Source organism: Actinomyces sp. (assembly GCF_030530635.1).
In the GTDB taxonomy this organism is placed as follows: domain Bacteria; phylum Actinomycetota; class Actinomycetes; order Actinomycetales; family Actinomycetaceae; genus Actinomyces.
In genome coordinates this window covers 1-15,272 of the sequence record NZ_JAUMUL010000076.1, presented here as the reverse complement: position 1 = coordinate 15,272, position 15,272 = coordinate 1, and the positions used below count along the sequence as shown (strand labels likewise).

Here is a 15,272-nt window from a genome sequence, read left to right as displayed (position 1 = left end):
CGACGACGGGCACGTGATCGCTGGGGCCCTTGCCCTTGCGCTCGTCCCGGTCGATCGTGGCGGCGCGCACGCGCGCCGCGAAGGTCTCCGAACCGTAGACGAAGTCGATGCGCATACACAGTGATCACACTGGACATCATATGCTTCAACTAATCAATAGCATCTATGGATCAAGCGGCATTTTCTAATACCATTCCCATAATGGCTCCAGTAGCAATTGCGGCAATTCAGTCAATATTAGGATACTGCCTACTTTTACGCGCGGTAATAACGGTGAATGACCGGCAAAATCAGACCAATCACTCGAGGGCGCATGATGACGACCACGGTCCCTGATACGCATATATGACGGTGGCTTAGGTCACTGGAGACTTTCGTGGTGATCCACTCACACCAGACCTGACCCCGACCGGCTACGGCAACTGGGACTACCGCCTGGCAGGAGGCTCTGGCGCCGGAGTCACTGACCTCCGGTTTGTTCCGGCAAGTGGGCCACCACGGCGAGCTGAAGCGGAAGCCGGTCCCGCAGCGCCGGATCGCTGAAGCGGTAGCCCTCCACGTCTCGTTCCATGAGCTCGGGCCAGCGGCACCAGGCGGAGAAACGGGTCTCGGTCACCTCGTCGATGACCAGACCGGCTTCGAGCAGCGCGGTGAGGATCTCGCCTACGCCGTGATTCCACTGGTGGCTGACCGTATGGGTGATGGTGGGCGACCCATCGGCGGCGGCGACGTAGGAGCCCTCGTCCTCCCAAGTCATGGGTTCAGTGCGTTGGAAGTAGGGCTCGTGAAGCGTCAGGCCGTGGGTGGTGTCGTCCCCCACCGCCTGCAGCACAGGGTGGTCGTCGCGCAACACCAGGCGGCCCCCGGGCCGCAGCAGCGAGGCGACCACGCGGGCCCAGGCCGCCACGTCGGGCAGCCAGCACAGCACCCCCAGAGAGGTGTACACGAGGTCGAAGTCTCCCGTAAGCGCCTGACGGGCGTCATAGACATTGGCCTGCACGAAGTCGATGTCGACGCCGGCGCGCTCGGCAATGGACCTAGCGCGGCACAGGGATTCCCCCGACAGGTCTAGCCCCACCACCCGGCGGGCGCCCAGACGGGCCAGGCTCACCGTGTCCAGACCGAGATGGCATTGCAGGTGAACTACGTCCAATCCGTTCAGGTCGCCCAGGCGCTCGCGGTCCGGGGCGATCTCCGCGGTGATGGCGGTCGGGGAGGCGAGCAGTTCATCAATGCCGTAGCCGCTGGCCTCGTGAAGGGCCGCACGGTCATCCCAGTTGGCACGGTTGTCGGAGAAGCGACCGGCATGATCGGCCAAGGCGGCCCGGACGGCGTCATTCATGGCGCCAGTGTCCCATGCCCGCTCCGCGCATCGGGCTCCGTCGAGTCAGCGGGCGCCGGTGGGGACGGCGCCGGTGGCGCGCCCACCCTCCACCAGCACCAGCCACCGGGAGACCGTACGCGCCCTGGCCAGGGCGTCGGCGGCCGGTTGCCCGGTCATCTGTGTGGTGACGGCGGCCGCCGGCAGCACAGTACAGACCTGGCCGACGGTGACGGCGTCGTCGTCTGGAAGGCCGGATCGCTCCAGCTCGGCCAGGGCGGGACCGTCTAGCATGCCCAGAATCCGCGCGCCGTCGGCCACGAGCACCAGCCCCGCTCCGGCGTCGAGCTGCTCACGCGCAACGACCAGAGGTGTTTCGACGTCGACGACGGCGACCGGCCGGGTCAGGGCGCGCAGGTCGAGCCGGGCGGCGGCGCGAGTACCCCGCCCCAGTCCGAGTGCCCTCCAGGAGGTGGCGGCGATGGGCCAGGCGACCATGGCAGCCAGTATCAGACTGAAGGACTCGGGCCGTCTTCCCGCCAGCAGCGGTGTCAGGATCCAGCGCCAGGCTATCCCCGCCACCACCGCCAGGCCGCCGACGGCGGCCACCCGCTGTCCCAGCCGGCGTCTGCCTGTCAACTGCTCGACGAGGGCGCTGAGCGCATGCCCGCCGTCAAGCGGCAGTCCCGGCAGAGCATTGAAGATGGCGAGGGCGAGGTTGACCCAACTGACGACCCACAGCCAGACATAGAGCGGTTCGGATGCGATCCGGCTGAGCATGCTGGTTCCGGCGATCCCCAGAACCAGGTTCGCGGCCGGCCCAGCCAGGGAGGTGATCACATCCTTCCAAGGACGCCACCGGTCGGAGGGACCGAAGGTGGTGCGCCCGCCCCAAAGGTACAGCTCGTAACGCACCGGCCGACGCCCCAGCAGCGTGCCCGCCGCACCGTGGGCCAGTTCATGCACCAGGATGCTCACTCCGACTCCGAGCACTGCAGCCACCACGATACCCACTACCGTGGCAAAGTCCTCGCCGTCCAGCAGCGCCAGCATCACTGGATACCAGCTGCCGGCGATGATCAGACCGAGCAGCAGCGAGGTCGGGGCGACGACAACAGGAGCGCCGCCGAGCGTGAACAGCGTCCAGGACTCCGACCGGCGTCGGGCGGTTGAAGCGGTCATGCCCCGACCTTAACGGCGCACGCCGAGAGTCCCCTCACCGGCAGCGGTGTTCAGCCGTCGGAGTTCAGGGTGTCCGCATTCTCAGCCGTGATCCACACCGCCTCGGTGTAGTTGACGACATCCACCTTCTCGCCCTTGATGAGCCGGTCCATGACGTCGACTGCGAGCGCTCCGATACCGGCGGTGTCCTGTGAGACGGTTCCCGCCATGCCGCCGTTACTGATGGAGGCGACCCCGTCATCGGTCGCGTCCACGCCGGATACGTGCACATCGTCGCCCCTCCCGGCATTCGTCAGGGCCTTGAGCGCCCCCAGTGCCATCGAGTCGTTCTGCGCGACGATCGCGTCGATCCGTGTGCCGGTGGACAGCCAGTTCTCGGTTACGGTCAGGGCCTCGGCCGTATCCCAGTTGGCGGTCTGCTCAAGAACGATGCTCACCCCCGGGTGCTCGGCCAGTACCGCGTCGTAGCCCGCCTTGCGCTGCAACTGTCCGTCGGAGCCCATGGGGCCGTACAGGACGGCGACCTGGCCCTGTTCACCGATCGCCTCAATGACTTTCTCCATTTGCAGTTTGCCCGCGGCGGTGTCGTCACCACCGATGTAGGCGGCGGCCCGGTCCTGTTGTTCGGCCTGCTGCACGATGGTGGCGATCGGGATCTCCGCCTCATTGGCCGCCTTGAGGCCGGGGGCGATCCCCTCCTTCGAGACGGGCTCGACCAGGATGCCGGCATATCCCTGGGCCACCGCTGACTCGATCTGACTGATCTGCGTGGCGGCATCACTCTTGCCGTCGAAGACGGTGACCGAGAGCCCGAGGCGATCACCCTCCTCAACGGCGGCGCCCGCTACCGTGGTGGTGAACGAGTTGGTCATGTGGCTCATCACCAGTGCGATCCGAGGACGTCCGTCGGTTGCTCCCAGTGAGCACGCCGAAAGCATGGACGCGGCCATGATCAGGGCGCCGACTGTTGCCAGCACGCGTTTCATATTCCCTCCTCCTGCAGTTATTGGCCCGTCCCCGCCGGTCACCTGCGCCGCCTTGCCTTGACGTCCAACAGCACTGCGGCCACGATGATGGCGCCCTTGACCAACCGCTGGAAGTTCGCGTCGATCCCGAGGATGTCGAGGCCATTGGCGATCACCGCGATCATCAGTGCGCCAATCAGCACTCCCGATGCCCGGCCGCGGCCGCCTGACATGGACACTCCGCCGATCACTACTGCGGCGATCGCGTCCAGCTCGTAGGACTCGCCCGCAGTGGGGGCGCCGCTGATGGTGCGTGAGGCGAGCAGCACGCCGCACAGGCCCGCCAGCAGGCCGGCAATGACGAAGACCGATACCTTCGAGCGTCGAACATTGACGCCGGAGACCTCTGCGGCCACCGGATTGCCGCCGACGGCTTACACCCTCCGGCCGTACACCGTCCGGCGCAGCACGAAGGCACACAACACGAAGACGATCAGGAGATAGATCGCCATCACGGGGAAGCGTCCGATCCTGGCGCTGGCGACGTTCTCGAACGCCTCGGAGACGTTGAAGATCGGGGCGCCGCCGGAGACGATCAGGGCCAGCCCGCGCACGGCGGTCATGGTGCCCAGGGTGACGATGAATGAGGGGATCGCCCCGTAGGCAACACCGATTCCGTTGAGCAGGCCCACCAGCGCACCGACGCCGAGTGCGGCCAGTATCGGCACGATGACGGGGTATTCGCCGGGGTGGGCGAGCATGGCGGCGACCACCCCGGACAGACCGATGGTCGAGCCGACGGACAGGTCGATCTCCCCGGAGATGATGACGAACATCATGCCCATCGCGAGGATGCCGTTGATCGTGGTCTGAACGAGGATCAGCAGCACGTTGTTCACGCTGAGAAAATGATGCTCGGGAGACACCAGCCACAGCGCGAGCACCAGGGCCAGAAATACCAGCAGGATGCCCGCGTCGCGGACGGACCAGGCCTTCACTCTCTGTACTATGGGTACTACGGCATTCATGATTCATCCTTCGAATCGCGAGGCGAGCGCCATAACCGCCTCCTGAGAGAATTCGGAGCGTTCCAGCGTCCCGGTGCAGCGCCCCTCCGCCAGAACCATGATCCGATCGCTGAGCCCGATCAGCTCCCCCATCTCCGAAGAGATCAGGATGACGGCCTTCCCCTGCTCGACCAGATCACCGATGAGCTCGTAGATATCGCGTTTGGCGCCGACGTCGATACCGCGGGTCGGCTCGTCGAAGACGACTACGTCGGGCTCGGTCAACATCCACTTGGCCAGTACGACCTTCTGCTGGTTACCGCCTGACAGCTCGGCGACGTACTGGTTCGGCGAGGTCGCCTTGACCCGCAGAGACTGCATGTAATGAGTCACGGTCCGGCGCTCCTTCCGGGGTCTTATCAGACCGCCGGCGAACAGCCGTCCCAGGGACGGCAAGGTGACGTTCTCCAGCACTGTGCCGGCCAGATTGAGGCCGGTGCGCTTGCGGTCCTCGGTGATCAGGGCGATTCCGCGCCCGATGGCGTCGGCGGGACGACGCAGCTTGACTTCTACGCCGTCGCGCAACACGGTGCCCTCGCGGTGTCGGCCGAATCCGAACAGCGACTCGACCAGCTCGGACCTGCCCGCGCCCACGAGCCCGCCGATGCCGAGGATCTCCCCGCGGCGCAGCGTCAGACTGACATCGCGAACGTGGTCGGGAACACTCCAGTGCCGCACTTCGAAGGCCGGCTCTCCCACCGGCACTTCCCGCTTGGGGAAGGCGTCGTCGATGCTCCTGCCGACCATCGCCCTGATCAGGGTCTGCTCGTTGAATTCCGTGGCCGGCCCGGTGATCACGTGCGCGCCATCCCGCAGCACCGTGATGCGGTCCGCGATGCGGAAGATCTCCTCCATCTTGTGGGAGATGTAAATGATACCCGTGCCCGCATCACGTAGGCGCCGGATTTGCGAGAACAGGCTCTCCGCGTCATCGTCGGTGATCGCAGAGGTGGGCTCGTCCATGATGACTATGCGCGCCTGCACTGACAGCGCCTTGGCGATCTCCACCTGCTGACACTGGGCGACGGACAGGTCGCGCATGTAGGCGTCCACGGGCAATTTCACGTCCATGGCGTCAAGCAGCCTGACGGCCTCCCGGCGCATGCGGCGCAGGTCGGCCAGCCCCAGGCGGCCCCGGGGTTCACGTCCGATGAAGATGTTCTCGTACACGCGCATGTCCAGCACCGGGTTGAGCTCCTGATGGATCATCGCGATGCCGTGGTCCATGGCGCGGCGGGGCGAGTCGATCCGAACCGGCTGCTCATCAACCAGGATCCGACCGGCGTCGGCGTGCAGAACACCGGCGAGGATCCGCATGAGCGTGGACTTGCCGGCCCCGTTCTCACCCATCAGGGCGTGCACCTCACCACTGCGCACATCAAGGGACACGTCGTCGAGCACCTTGATGCCGGCGAAGGACTTACTTACTGCCTGCGCCTCAAGCACCGCCTCGCCCATAACCGCTCCTTTGCGTAGACGATTCTGTGACCTGAAGCCTAGGGCGATAATCATTGTCCAGTCAATGGGCAGTCTGGGATGTAGAACGCCGCCATCCACAGGAGGTGTTGACGCATGGCCTTGGCACCTGACTGTGGACAGCGGGCAGCTCCGGCGCCGTCCACGTCACCGGACCGCGGTAGGTTCAGTCCCGTGAGTGAGCACCAGAACCGTCCCGACGCGGTACCCGCCGCAGGCCCCGCTGTCGGCGCCCGCCCCACCGGCCCCGGCGGTAGCGGCCGTCGTCGGGGCTCGGCGCGCACGGCACTGTCGCCCTCGCGAGCGAAGGACTTCATGCAGTGCCCGCTGCTGTTCCGGCTGCGGACGGTTGACCGCATCCCGGAGCCCGGCTCCCTGGCCACCCATAAGGGCACGCTCGTGCACGCGATCCTGGAGAGCCTGTATGACTTGCCGGCCCATTCACGCACCCGGGAGGCCGCCCTGGACATGCTTCCCGACCAGTGGGAGGCACATCGGGAGAAGAACCCGGTGGTGATGGACCTGTTCGACGACCCCGCCCAAGTCGGCCCCTGGCTGGATGAGGCCCGCGAGTTGATTGCCGCCTACTTCCAGATGGAGAACCCCAAGCGCCTGGAACCGGCCGAAAGGGAACTGTTCGTGCAGACGGAGACGCGCGACGGTCTGCTGCTGCGCGGCTTCATCGACCGCCTGGACGTGGCCCCGAACGGCGCCATGCGCGTAGTGGATTACAAGACCGGCCGCTCCCCCGGCCCGCGCTTCCAGGAGGAGGCCCTGTTTCAGATGCGCTTCTACGCCCTGGTGCTCTGGCGCCTGCGTGGCCGCGCACCGGCCCGCCTTCAAATCGTCTACTTGAAGGATGGCCGCACCCTCACTCACGATCCGCGTCTGCCGGAGTTGGAGAGCACCGAGACCAAACTCGCTCGCATCTGGGACGAGGTGGAGGACTGCGCCGCTGTGGGTGAGTTCCCTCCGCACCGCACCCGGTTGTGCGACTGGTGCGCATATCAGGCCCTGTGCCCCTTGTTCGGCGGGGTCACCCCCGAGCTGCCTGCCGACGGCGTCGCTCGGCTGCTGACCGCCAGGCCTACGTCGGCGACCCAGGCCTGACTCACCCGGGCGTCTCGCAAAGTGGTACGCCTTTGGCATGCGGCCCCACGTCGTGCTTAGCATCGCGACCACGGTCACCGGCAAGGCCGGTCATCGCCTGGAATCACCTCCCACCCTGTACGGAAGACGAACTCATGAGCTCCCAGATCGCAGCCCACAACCTCCGCGCCCGCCGCGGAGCGTGTTGTTGCATGCTCGACCTGGCCAGGGCTCACTGACGCAGCAGCACCCCGGTACACGCAAGTACGGGTACCCGGCCCCTGCATCCTCCCCGGCCCTCCGGTACAACGGCATGCACCGGTGGGCAGCCCTGGTCAGGTCATTGCCCAACCCCACGATCGCGGGTGGGCCATGTCTGCGGCCGACGGCGCACCATCGCGCCGGAGCAGCACCCCGCCCGCGTCCTTAGATCACATTTCACCGGACCGCTCTTGGCGCGGTTCCGGCAGTCGGACAAAGGACCTCCAATGATTCTCACCGGACTACTCGTCGGCGGCGTGCTCGGACTCATCCTCCAACGCGGCCGCTTCTGCATCACCGGCGCCTTCCGGGACCTCTGGGTCTCCGGCTCCTGGCGCTGGATGACCGCCTTCCTCCTGGCCGTCGCCGTCCAGGCTGTCGGCGTGACCCTGTTGACGTCCACCGGCGCCATCACCCCGGAGGTGCCGACTTTGTCAGTGGTGGCGACCGCGGCCGGCTCCCTGCTGTTCGGCGTCGGCATTGTGCTGGCCGGGGGCTGCGCCACCGGAACCTACTACCGTGCCGGTGAGGGCCTGGTGGGATCCTGGTTCGCACTCATCGCCTATGCCGTCACCGCGGCCGCCTCGAAGACGGGCGTCCTGGAGCCGTTGACCACATGGGTCAAGGGCCTGTGGGCCACGGAGCTGACCACGATCCCCGCCACCTTCGGCCTGCCCGATTGGGTCGGCGTGCTGCTGCTGGCCGCTGGCGTCGCTCTACTCGTGCGCCGGCAGCGCCTGCTCGCTGCGAGCCGGCCCGTCACCGCCCAGTTGGATGCCCGGCGTACGGGTCTGAACCACCTGTTGTTCGAGCGTTCCTGGAGCCCACTGGCCACAGGAGTGCTCGTCGGACTGGTGGCGATCATCGCCTGGCCGACCTCCTGGGCCAGCGGGCGCCACGACGGGCTGGGGATCACCACGCCGTCATCCAATCTTGTCGGCTGGTTGGTGACTGGGGACGGCAGCCGACTCGACTGGGGTGTGCTGCTGGTGCTGGGGATTCTCATCGGCTCTCATCTCAGCGCGCGCGCCTCGGGGGAGTTCCGGGTCCGCGTCCCCTCTGCAACTGTGATACGCCGCTCGATCGCGGGTGGACTGCTCATGGGTGTGGGTGCCGCGTGGGCCGGCGGCTGCTCCATCGGTAATGCCCTGGTGCAGACCTCCCTGCTCTCCTGGCAGGGTTGGACCGCGCTCGTATTCCAGGTACTCGGTGTTGGCGCGGCCGCCTACGTAACTCTCATTCGTCCACGCAACCGCAGGCGTGCCGCCCGCGCCGCGGCGGCAGCGACCGCCTCCGAGCCGCGGAGTGTATCCGAGGCCGCGAGCACGCCCGCGACGACACGCTGACACCACCCCGTGTCAATCGATCTCTGCCATTGAACCCATAGAAAGGAACCCGTCATGCGCACCGTGTTGGAGACCGAGGGACTCGTCTGCCCCTTCCCCGTAATGGAGGCCGAGGAGGCGATGGACTCTTTGGCCACCGGTGATGAACTCGTCATCGCCTTCGACTGCACCCAGGGCACCCAGTCGCTGCCCGCCTGGGCGGCGGATAACGGCTACACCGTCACGGAGTTCACCAAGACCGGTGATGCCTCCTGGAGCATCACCGTCCGCAAGTAGTCCCCGCCCCGCCTCTCGCCCCGAGTGCCGACGGCGAGAGGCGGGGCGCGCCGTCACCATCCGCCCGGTTGGGCCCGGCGCAGTCCGTATACGGTTGACCCCATGGAACACAGGAGGCTCGGGCGGACCGGGCTACGCGTCTCAACGGTCGGTCTGGGCACCATGACCTGGGGACGCGACACCGATGAGATCGAGGCCAAGGACCAGCTGGAGATCTTTCTCGACGCCGGAGGCACCCTGGTGGATACGGCCGCCTCATACTGCGAGGGCGCCTCGGAGGAGGTTATCGGGGGATTGCTGGCCGGCGCCGTCGATCGGCGCGACGTGGTGCTGGTGTCCAAGGCGGGCGTGCGCACCTGGCGCACCGGTGCACGCTCGACCGCCGCCGACGCCTCCCGCGGTACCCTCCTGGACACGCTGGACGACTCCCTGGCCCGTCTGGGCACCGACCATTTGGACCTGTGGCTGGTACAGGTGCCCGACGGAATCACGCCCTTCGAAGAGACAGCCGATGCCCTGCGCACCGCGGTGGCCACCGGTCGCACCCGGTATGTGGGCGTGTCGAATCACCCGGCCTGGGCGAGCGTGCACGTGGCCGCTCTGCTACGCGAGGCCGGTGGTCCGGGCATGGCCGCGGTGGAGGTGGAGCACTCACTGCTGTCGCGGGGTATTGAGCGTGAGTTGCTGCCGGCCGCGGACGGACTCGGCTTCGGCGTCGTCGGTTATGCACCGCTGGGCCGTGGAGTACTGACCGGCAAGTACCGTGCCACCACTCCCCCGGACTCACGGGGCGCCTCCCCGCACCTACGCTCCTACGTGGCCCCCTACCTGGGTGAGCGACATCAGGGCATTGTGGAGGCCGTGGCCACGGCCGCCGTCGGCCTGGACCGCAAGCCCGTAGAGGTGGCCCTGGCGTGGGCCCGCGACGCCGCCGGGATCGCCGCCACCATTGTGGGGGCCCGCACCCCTGGGCAGCTGCACGGCGCCCTGGCGGCAGAGGACTTGGTCCTGCCCGTACAGATCCGGCACGCCCTGAACGAAGTGACGGCGCCTGAGATCGGCTATCCGGAGCGTTTTTGAGCATCTGCCTCCGTAATCGACCACCTTTTGACGGATAGGTTAAAGCAACCTAATCTGGCGGCGGTCGCGGTCACCGGATGCAAGGAGAAGAGGACTGCCCGTGCGCAAGAAGAACATCGTGGTATCACTGCTCCCGGCGGCGCTTGGTCTGCTGCTGCTCCTCGGCGTGCTGACGGTCTTCTCCGCCTGCGGGCCGAAGGACGACGGCTCTTGGATGCGTTGCCACGACTGTCAGAACGCGGTTGCCGCCGGCGCGGGCGCACTCGCCGTACTGTTCGGTGCCGCCGCCTTCGTGCCGTCTCGGGCCGCACGGATCGGGCTGCAGGCCGTCGGCGTAATCGGAGCCGTCGTCGTATTCTTCATTCCGGGGGCCATCTGCCCCATGTGCATGCTGCGTACCATGCGCTGCTACACGGTCTTCCAGCCTTTCGTCCGGATCATGACGGCGCTGATCGCCGGTTCCGGCCTGCTCACCCTGTTGGTCTCCTGGCGTCGGCGTGGAACCGCCTGACCGACTCCCGCCCATGCCCACCGCCCCCTCCTTTACTCTCAGGATCGTTGCACTCGCGACGACGGTGCTCGTACTCGCAGCCGTTGCGGGCCTGGCGGTTGTGGCTCACCAGCGGCGGACAAGTCACCGGGAGGCGGTGGCCGCCGACCCGGCTCTTGCCTACCGGAGCGCCACTAAGGGCGAGGTGATCGAGCTAGGCGTCTACGAGCAGGATGGCGACGCGGCTGATGGCGCCGAGCCGATCCAGTGGTTCGTTCTCGATCGGCTCGATAACCGACTGCTCCTGCTCAGCGTGGACTGCCTGGCCTCCCGCCCCTATAACGCCGAGTCCTTCGCCGCCGTCACCTGGGAGCACAGCGACCTGCGCCGCTGGCTGAACGACGCCTTCTTGGACACCGCCTTCACCGCTGCCGAACAGCAACTCATCAGTCCCGCACAGCTGCGTAACGACGACCAGAGCATTGTCGGTATCAGCGGCGGGCAAGACACCACCGACCGCGTCTTCGTCCTCAGCCAGACCGAGGCGCTCATTTACCTGCATGACGACGCTGACCGCGACTACTTCGGCAGAGCGGCCGTCTCCACGTATGCCGCCACCGGAACACTGCACGTGGATGAGGAGGGGCTGGCGGACTGGTGGTTGCGTTCACCGGGCGGTTACGAGTACACGGCCCAATACGTACGGACCAACGGGGAGACCGCCGTGTCCGGCGCCTACGTGGATGCCGAATATGGGGTGCGTCCCGCCCTGTGGCTGGATGTCTCCGAGGCCGGTGACGGCGCACCGTGAAACGTCGGCTCACTTTGTGGCACCTTCCCTGCCTGAGTCTGCGCGCCCATCCGGCTCGCACGGCGATTCTGCTGGCCCTGGTCTTCGCACAGGCCGCCTGCGTGTTCAGCGGTCTGCTGCTGGTGCAGGGCCTGCGGCAGCAGGCGGCGCTGGCCGAGCAGCGGCTGGGCGCTAACGTGCTGGTATACCCGACCGCAGCCATGAACCACCTCCACCAGGATCAGCTACTCATGCAAGGCACCCCGGTTCAGGTATACCGGCCGCGCTCCACGCTCTCCCGTCTGGACGACAACGACGACATCGCCGCCGTGTCCTACCAGCTGTATCTGTCCGACACCCGCGCGGACGGGCAGCAACTGTGGATCGTCGGCTTCGACCCCGACACCGACTTCGTCATCTCCCCATGGCTGGCCGAGGGCCCCGACTGCGAACTGGGCGATGGCGTCGCCGTCGGCTCCGGGGTGGAGGCGACACCGGCCGGTCCGGACTCGCAGACGGTGGAGCTGTTTGGGCGGCCACGGACCGTGGCCGCGCACCTGCTACCGACCGGCTCCGAATTGGACACTGCCGTCTTCGTCAGTCTGGAAGTCCTGGGCGAGGTGATCGACGACTCGCTCGCCGCAGGTGTGGACGCCTACGCCGATGTCGACCCGCAACGCGACTACTCCGCGGCTCTGCTACAAGTGCAGGACCGGGAGGATGTGGAGGCGGTGACCGCCTGGATCAACATCTATGTGCGCAAGGTTACCGCGGTAGGCGCCGACGCGTCCCTGACCGCCACCGCCTCCGGGATTGGCGGGCACACCGCCGTTATCGTGGCTGCCACCGGATGCGCCTGGTTGCTCCTGTTGGCCGCTCTCGTCATCGTTCAAAGGCTGCTCATGCGTGAGCGCAGAGCCGAGTTGTACGTGTGGCAGGTCGTCGGTGCCTCGCACCGCATGATCGGCCGCGTCATGGCCGGGGAGGCGGCGCTCGTCCACGCGGTCGGTGCCTTGGCCGGGGTGGCGGTGGCCGCGCCGCTGCTCGCCGGTATTGGCAGCGATTTACTGGCCGACGGCGCGGCAACGCCATCGCGTATGCTGCCGGCCGCCGGGCTGACCCTGCTGGTTTCTGTCTGCCTCGGGGTGCTGAGCGCATGGTTGATGACCGGGCGCTCCCTGCGTGGGGACGGCCGGCAAATGCTGCTGATGGAGTGAGGGAAGGAGGGGACGTGCTTTCGCTGAGAAGACTGCCGTGGCTCAACCTGCGCGGTTATCCCGCCCGGACGACGGCGCTGGTGCTGTTCTCGATGCTGATGGCGATCGCCGTCTTCGGGGGCACCCTGCTGATCCAGGGCGTCCGGCAGGGCCTGGACACCACCCGGTCCCGCCTGGGGGCGGACATCCTGGTGACCCCCGCCGACGCCGCAGACGAGTTCGATGCTCAATCCGTTCTGGTGCAGGCGAACCCGGGGTACTTCTACATGCCGGTGAGCACACTCGACGCGGTGGCGAAGGTACCCGGGGTGGAGGCGGCTTCGCCGCAGTTGTTCCTGGCGTCGGCCCGGACGAGTTGCTGTTCGGGCCGCTACCAGATCATCGCCTTCGACCCGGACACCGACTTCGTCATCCAGCCCTGGATCGCCGACACCCTCACCGGCGCCGACCTGGGCGCACTGGATCTCGTTGTCGGCAGTAATGTGACGGCCGGCGGCGGAGACGTCTTCCGCCTGTTCGACAACGACTGCCGCGTGGTGGGCCGGTTCTCCGCCACCGGCTCCACCCTCGACAACGCCATCTACACCGACTTCGACACCGCCAAGGTGCTCATCGCCTCCTCCATATCCAAAGGATTGAACAAATACGGCGATGTCGACACCGATGAGGTGATTTCCTCCGTACTGGTCCGGGTCGCGGCCGATCATGACGCCGAAGCCGTGGCCGCGGACATTGCGGACCGGGTCGACGGCGTCAGCGTGGCCACCTCAGCCGGCATGCTAGCGGGCATCGCCGACAGCGTCCGCGAAATATCTCGCACGGTAGGCGTGTTCGCGGGCGTTGTGTGGGTGATCGGGCTGGTGATGACCGTGCTGCTCTTCGGCATGCTGCTCAACGAACGCAGGCGCGAGTTTGCCGCGCTGATGGTCATGGGCGCGACGCGGCGCACAATCGTGCACATCATGGTGCGGGAGGCCGTTGCCGTGAACCTCGCGGGCGGCCTATTGGGCGTCGTCGTCACAGGCGTGCTGCTGGGTTCCTTCGAGGGCCTGGTGGGTCAGAGCCTCGGCGTGGGCCTGGTGCGGCCCGGGGTGGGGATGTTGGCCATGCTGGCGGCTCTTTCTCTGGTCTTGGCGCTGGTCGCTGCCGCCGGCTCCTCCTGGGTCGCGGTCAGGACTGTGAGTCGGCTGGATGCGAGCCTGTTGCTGAAGGAGAGTGAGTGAAATGGTGTTGGAGGCCCGGGGACTGGGTAAAGACTTTACGCGCGGCCGGCGCGGCCGGACCTTCACCGCGGTGCACCCGCTGGACCTGGAACTGGATGCGGGGACACTCGCGGTGGTCGCGGGGCGCTCCGGCAGCGGCAAGAGCACTCTGCTGAACCTGCTGGCTGGGATGCTGTCCCCCTCCACCGGTAGCGTCACGGTGAATGGGGAGAATCTGTTTGCCCTGGGCGAGGCGGAGAGCTCGCGGCTACGCAACGAATGCATCGGCCTGATCCCGCAGGGTCACACGGCGCTGCGCGCCCTGACCGTACTGGAGAATGTGTTATTGCCGGCGATCCTGTACCGCAGTGAGACGCCGCCGCAGCGGCGGGCTGAGGAGTTGCTCGAGTGCGTCGGGATCGCCGAGCTGAAGGACACCAGGCCCAGCGAACTGTCAGGCGGCGAACTGCGGCGCATGGCTGTTGCCCGCGCCCTGCTGCTGCGTCCGCAGATCGTGCTAGCCGACGAGCCGACCGCCGGCCTGGACGAGGAGAACACAGTGGCCGTACTGAAGTTGCTGCGCAGTGCCGCGGACGCCGGGGCGACGGTGCTGGTGGTGACGCACGAGATTGAGGCGGACCGTTTCGCGGATCGCGCCTTCAGCATGGACGCTGGAAGGCTATCCCCCCGAGTCGCTCAGGCCTCGTAGTCATCCTCGGCATCCTCCAGTTCCCGATCGTCATAGTCGTCGTAATCGTCCTCGTCTACGTCCTCGTAGTCGTCGTCGACATGTTCATCGTCCTCGACTTCATCGTCATCGGTGTCGAAGGTGTCGAAGGGCAACTCGATGCCGTAAGCGGTGAACAGGGCGTCGTCGTAGGTGAAGAAGGCGTCCTGAAGGGCATCCTCCGCGGCGACGACGGCCGGGGAGGCCTCATCGCCCGTCGCGGCGGCGTCCAGATGCGCCTCGAAGGCGGCGATGAGTCGGTTGAGCGCTGACCGCGGGTCGTTCGTCATGTGGGCAAGGATACCGGCTCAGCCCTGCGGCGCACCCGGTGGCCGAACAGCGAACTATTTGAGCCCGCGGCGTTTAAGCAGCGGGGTGATCTCCGGGTCGCGACCACGGTAGGCGCGGTAGGAGACGATCGGGTCGCGGGAATCCCCTCGGGAGAGGAACTCACGGCGGAAACGCTCCCCGGCCTCACGGTTGAGTCCAAGGTCGCCACCGCGTCCGCCCTCGCCGTCGGTGCGGAACCATTCGGTGGTGTCGGCGTCCATGACTTCGCTCCAGATGTAGGCGTAGTAGGCGGCCCCGTAACCGCCGCCGAAGACGTGGGCGAAGTAGGTGGTGCGGTAGCGGGGCGGGACCAGGGCGTCGTCAATGCCGGCGTCGGCCAGGGCGGCGTGCTCGAAGGCCTCGACCGCATTCACGTCGTCGGGCACCTCCTGCGGCTCCAGGGTGTGCCAGGCCTGGTCGAGCAGGGCCGCCCCCAGGTACTCGGTGGTGGCG

The 15,272-nt window shown here is 66.9% G+C and carries 15 protein-coding genes and 2 pseudogenes; 9 read left to right on the top strand and 8 right to left on the bottom strand.

Annotated features, from left to right (window positions below):
- From Q4A20_RS13485 to Q4A20_RS13460, 6 genes and pseudogenes are all read right to left on the bottom strand, one after another.
- Positions 1–115 (bottom strand): annotated as a pseudogene (locus Q4A20_RS13485) (exodeoxyribonuclease III); the annotation flags it as partial.
- A 345-nt stretch (positions 116–460) separates the two neighbouring features.
- Positions 461–1,342 (bottom strand): bifunctional 2-polyprenyl-6-hydroxyphenol methylase/3-demethylubiquinol 3-O-methyltransferase UbiG, encoded by an 882-nt coding sequence (locus Q4A20_RS13480; protein ID WP_303123730.1) that lies wholly within the window; start codon positions 1,340–1,342, stop codon positions 461–463.
- Between the two features lie 45 nt (positions 1,343–1,387).
- Positions 1,388–2,503 carry a site-2 protease family protein gene (locus Q4A20_RS13475; RefSeq protein WP_303123728.1) on the bottom strand — a complete coding sequence of 372 codons (1,116 nt, stop codon included), beginning with the start codon at positions 2,501–2,503 and terminating at the stop codon, positions 1,388–1,390.
- A 50-nt stretch (positions 2,504–2,553) separates the two neighbouring features.
- Positions 2,554–3,489, bottom strand: a complete 936-nt coding sequence (locus Q4A20_RS13470) for a sugar ABC transporter substrate-binding protein (protein ID WP_303123726.1) — start codon at positions 3,487–3,489, stop codon at positions 2,554–2,556.
- 38 nt (positions 3,490–3,527) lie between these two features.
- Positions 3,528–4,496 (bottom strand): annotated as a pseudogene (locus Q4A20_RS13465) (ABC transporter permease).
- Between the two features lie 3 nt (positions 4,497–4,499).
- Complete coding sequence (locus tag Q4A20_RS13460) at positions 4,500–5,993, bottom strand: sugar ABC transporter ATP-binding protein (RefSeq protein ID WP_303123724.1); 1,494 nt, start codon at positions 5,991–5,993, stop codon at positions 4,500–4,502.
- A 192-nt stretch (positions 5,994–6,185) separates the two neighbouring features.
- On the opposite strand from Q4A20_RS13460, the gene Q4A20_RS13455 reads away from it, so the two are divergent.
- The 9 genes from Q4A20_RS13455 (at position 6,186) to Q4A20_RS13415 (ending at position 14,471) form a co-directional block, all read left to right on the top strand.
- Positions 6,186–7,121: a PD-(D/E)XK nuclease family protein gene (locus Q4A20_RS13455; RefSeq protein ID WP_303123722.1), complete on the top strand. Its 936-nt coding sequence runs from the start codon at positions 6,186–6,188 to the stop codon at positions 7,119–7,121.
- Positions 7,122–7,588: 467 nt separating this feature from the next.
- Positions 7,589–8,707, top strand: coding sequence for a YeeE/YedE family protein (locus Q4A20_RS13450; protein WP_303123721.1), 1,119 nt, complete (start codon positions 7,589–7,591; stop codon positions 8,705–8,707).
- Between the two features lie 54 nt (positions 8,708–8,761).
- On the top strand, positions 8,762–8,983 hold the full coding sequence (locus tag Q4A20_RS13445; RefSeq protein ID WP_303123720.1) for a sulfurtransferase TusA family protein: 222 nt from the start codon (positions 8,762–8,764) through the stop codon (positions 8,981–8,983).
- Positions 8,984–9,085: 102 nt separating this feature from the next.
- Positions 9,086–10,063 (top strand): aldo/keto reductase, encoded by a 978-nt coding sequence (locus Q4A20_RS13440; RefSeq protein ID WP_303123719.1) that lies wholly within the window; start codon positions 9,086–9,088, stop codon positions 10,061–10,063.
- A 100-nt stretch (positions 10,064–10,163) separates the two neighbouring features.
- Positions 10,164–10,574, top strand: a complete 411-nt coding sequence (locus Q4A20_RS13435; protein ID WP_303123718.1) for a DUF4418 family protein — start codon at positions 10,164–10,166, stop codon at positions 10,572–10,574.
- Between the two features lie 13 nt (positions 10,575–10,587).
- Positions 10,588–11,364, top strand: a complete 777-nt coding sequence (locus tag Q4A20_RS13430) for a DUF6273 domain-containing protein (protein ID WP_303123716.1) — start codon at positions 10,588–10,590, stop codon at positions 11,362–11,364.
- Positions 11,361–12,560: an FtsX-like permease family protein gene (locus tag Q4A20_RS13425; RefSeq protein ID WP_303123714.1), complete on the top strand. Its 1,200-nt coding sequence runs from the start codon at positions 11,361–11,363 to the stop codon at positions 12,558–12,560. The genes Q4A20_RS13430 and Q4A20_RS13425 overlap by 4 nt, the downstream gene beginning before the upstream one ends.
- A gap of 14 nt (positions 12,561–12,574) precedes the next feature.
- On the top strand, positions 12,575–13,783 hold the full coding sequence (locus Q4A20_RS13420) for an ABC transporter permease (RefSeq protein WP_303123712.1): 1,209 nt from the start codon (positions 12,575–12,577) through the stop codon (positions 13,781–13,783).
- Position 13,784: 1 nt separating this feature from the next.
- On the top strand, positions 13,785–14,471 hold the full coding sequence (locus Q4A20_RS13415) for an ABC transporter ATP-binding protein (RefSeq protein WP_303123711.1): 687 nt from the start codon (positions 13,785–13,787) through the stop codon (positions 14,469–14,471).
- Here the strand turns inward: Q4A20_RS13415 and Q4A20_RS13410 are convergent.
- Together Q4A20_RS13410 and Q4A20_RS13405 are read right to left on the bottom strand one after the other, a co-directional pair.
- A complete protein-coding gene (locus Q4A20_RS13410) occupies positions 14,459–14,779 on the bottom strand; it encodes a DNA primase (protein WP_303123710.1) in 321 nt (106 codons plus the stop codon). The genes Q4A20_RS13415 and Q4A20_RS13410 overlap by 13 nt on opposite strands.
- 54 nt (positions 14,780–14,833) lie before the next feature.
- Positions 14,834–15,272 (bottom strand): M3 family metallopeptidase (locus Q4A20_RS13405; RefSeq protein WP_303123709.1); only part of this gene is annotated, 439 nt, incomplete at its 5' end.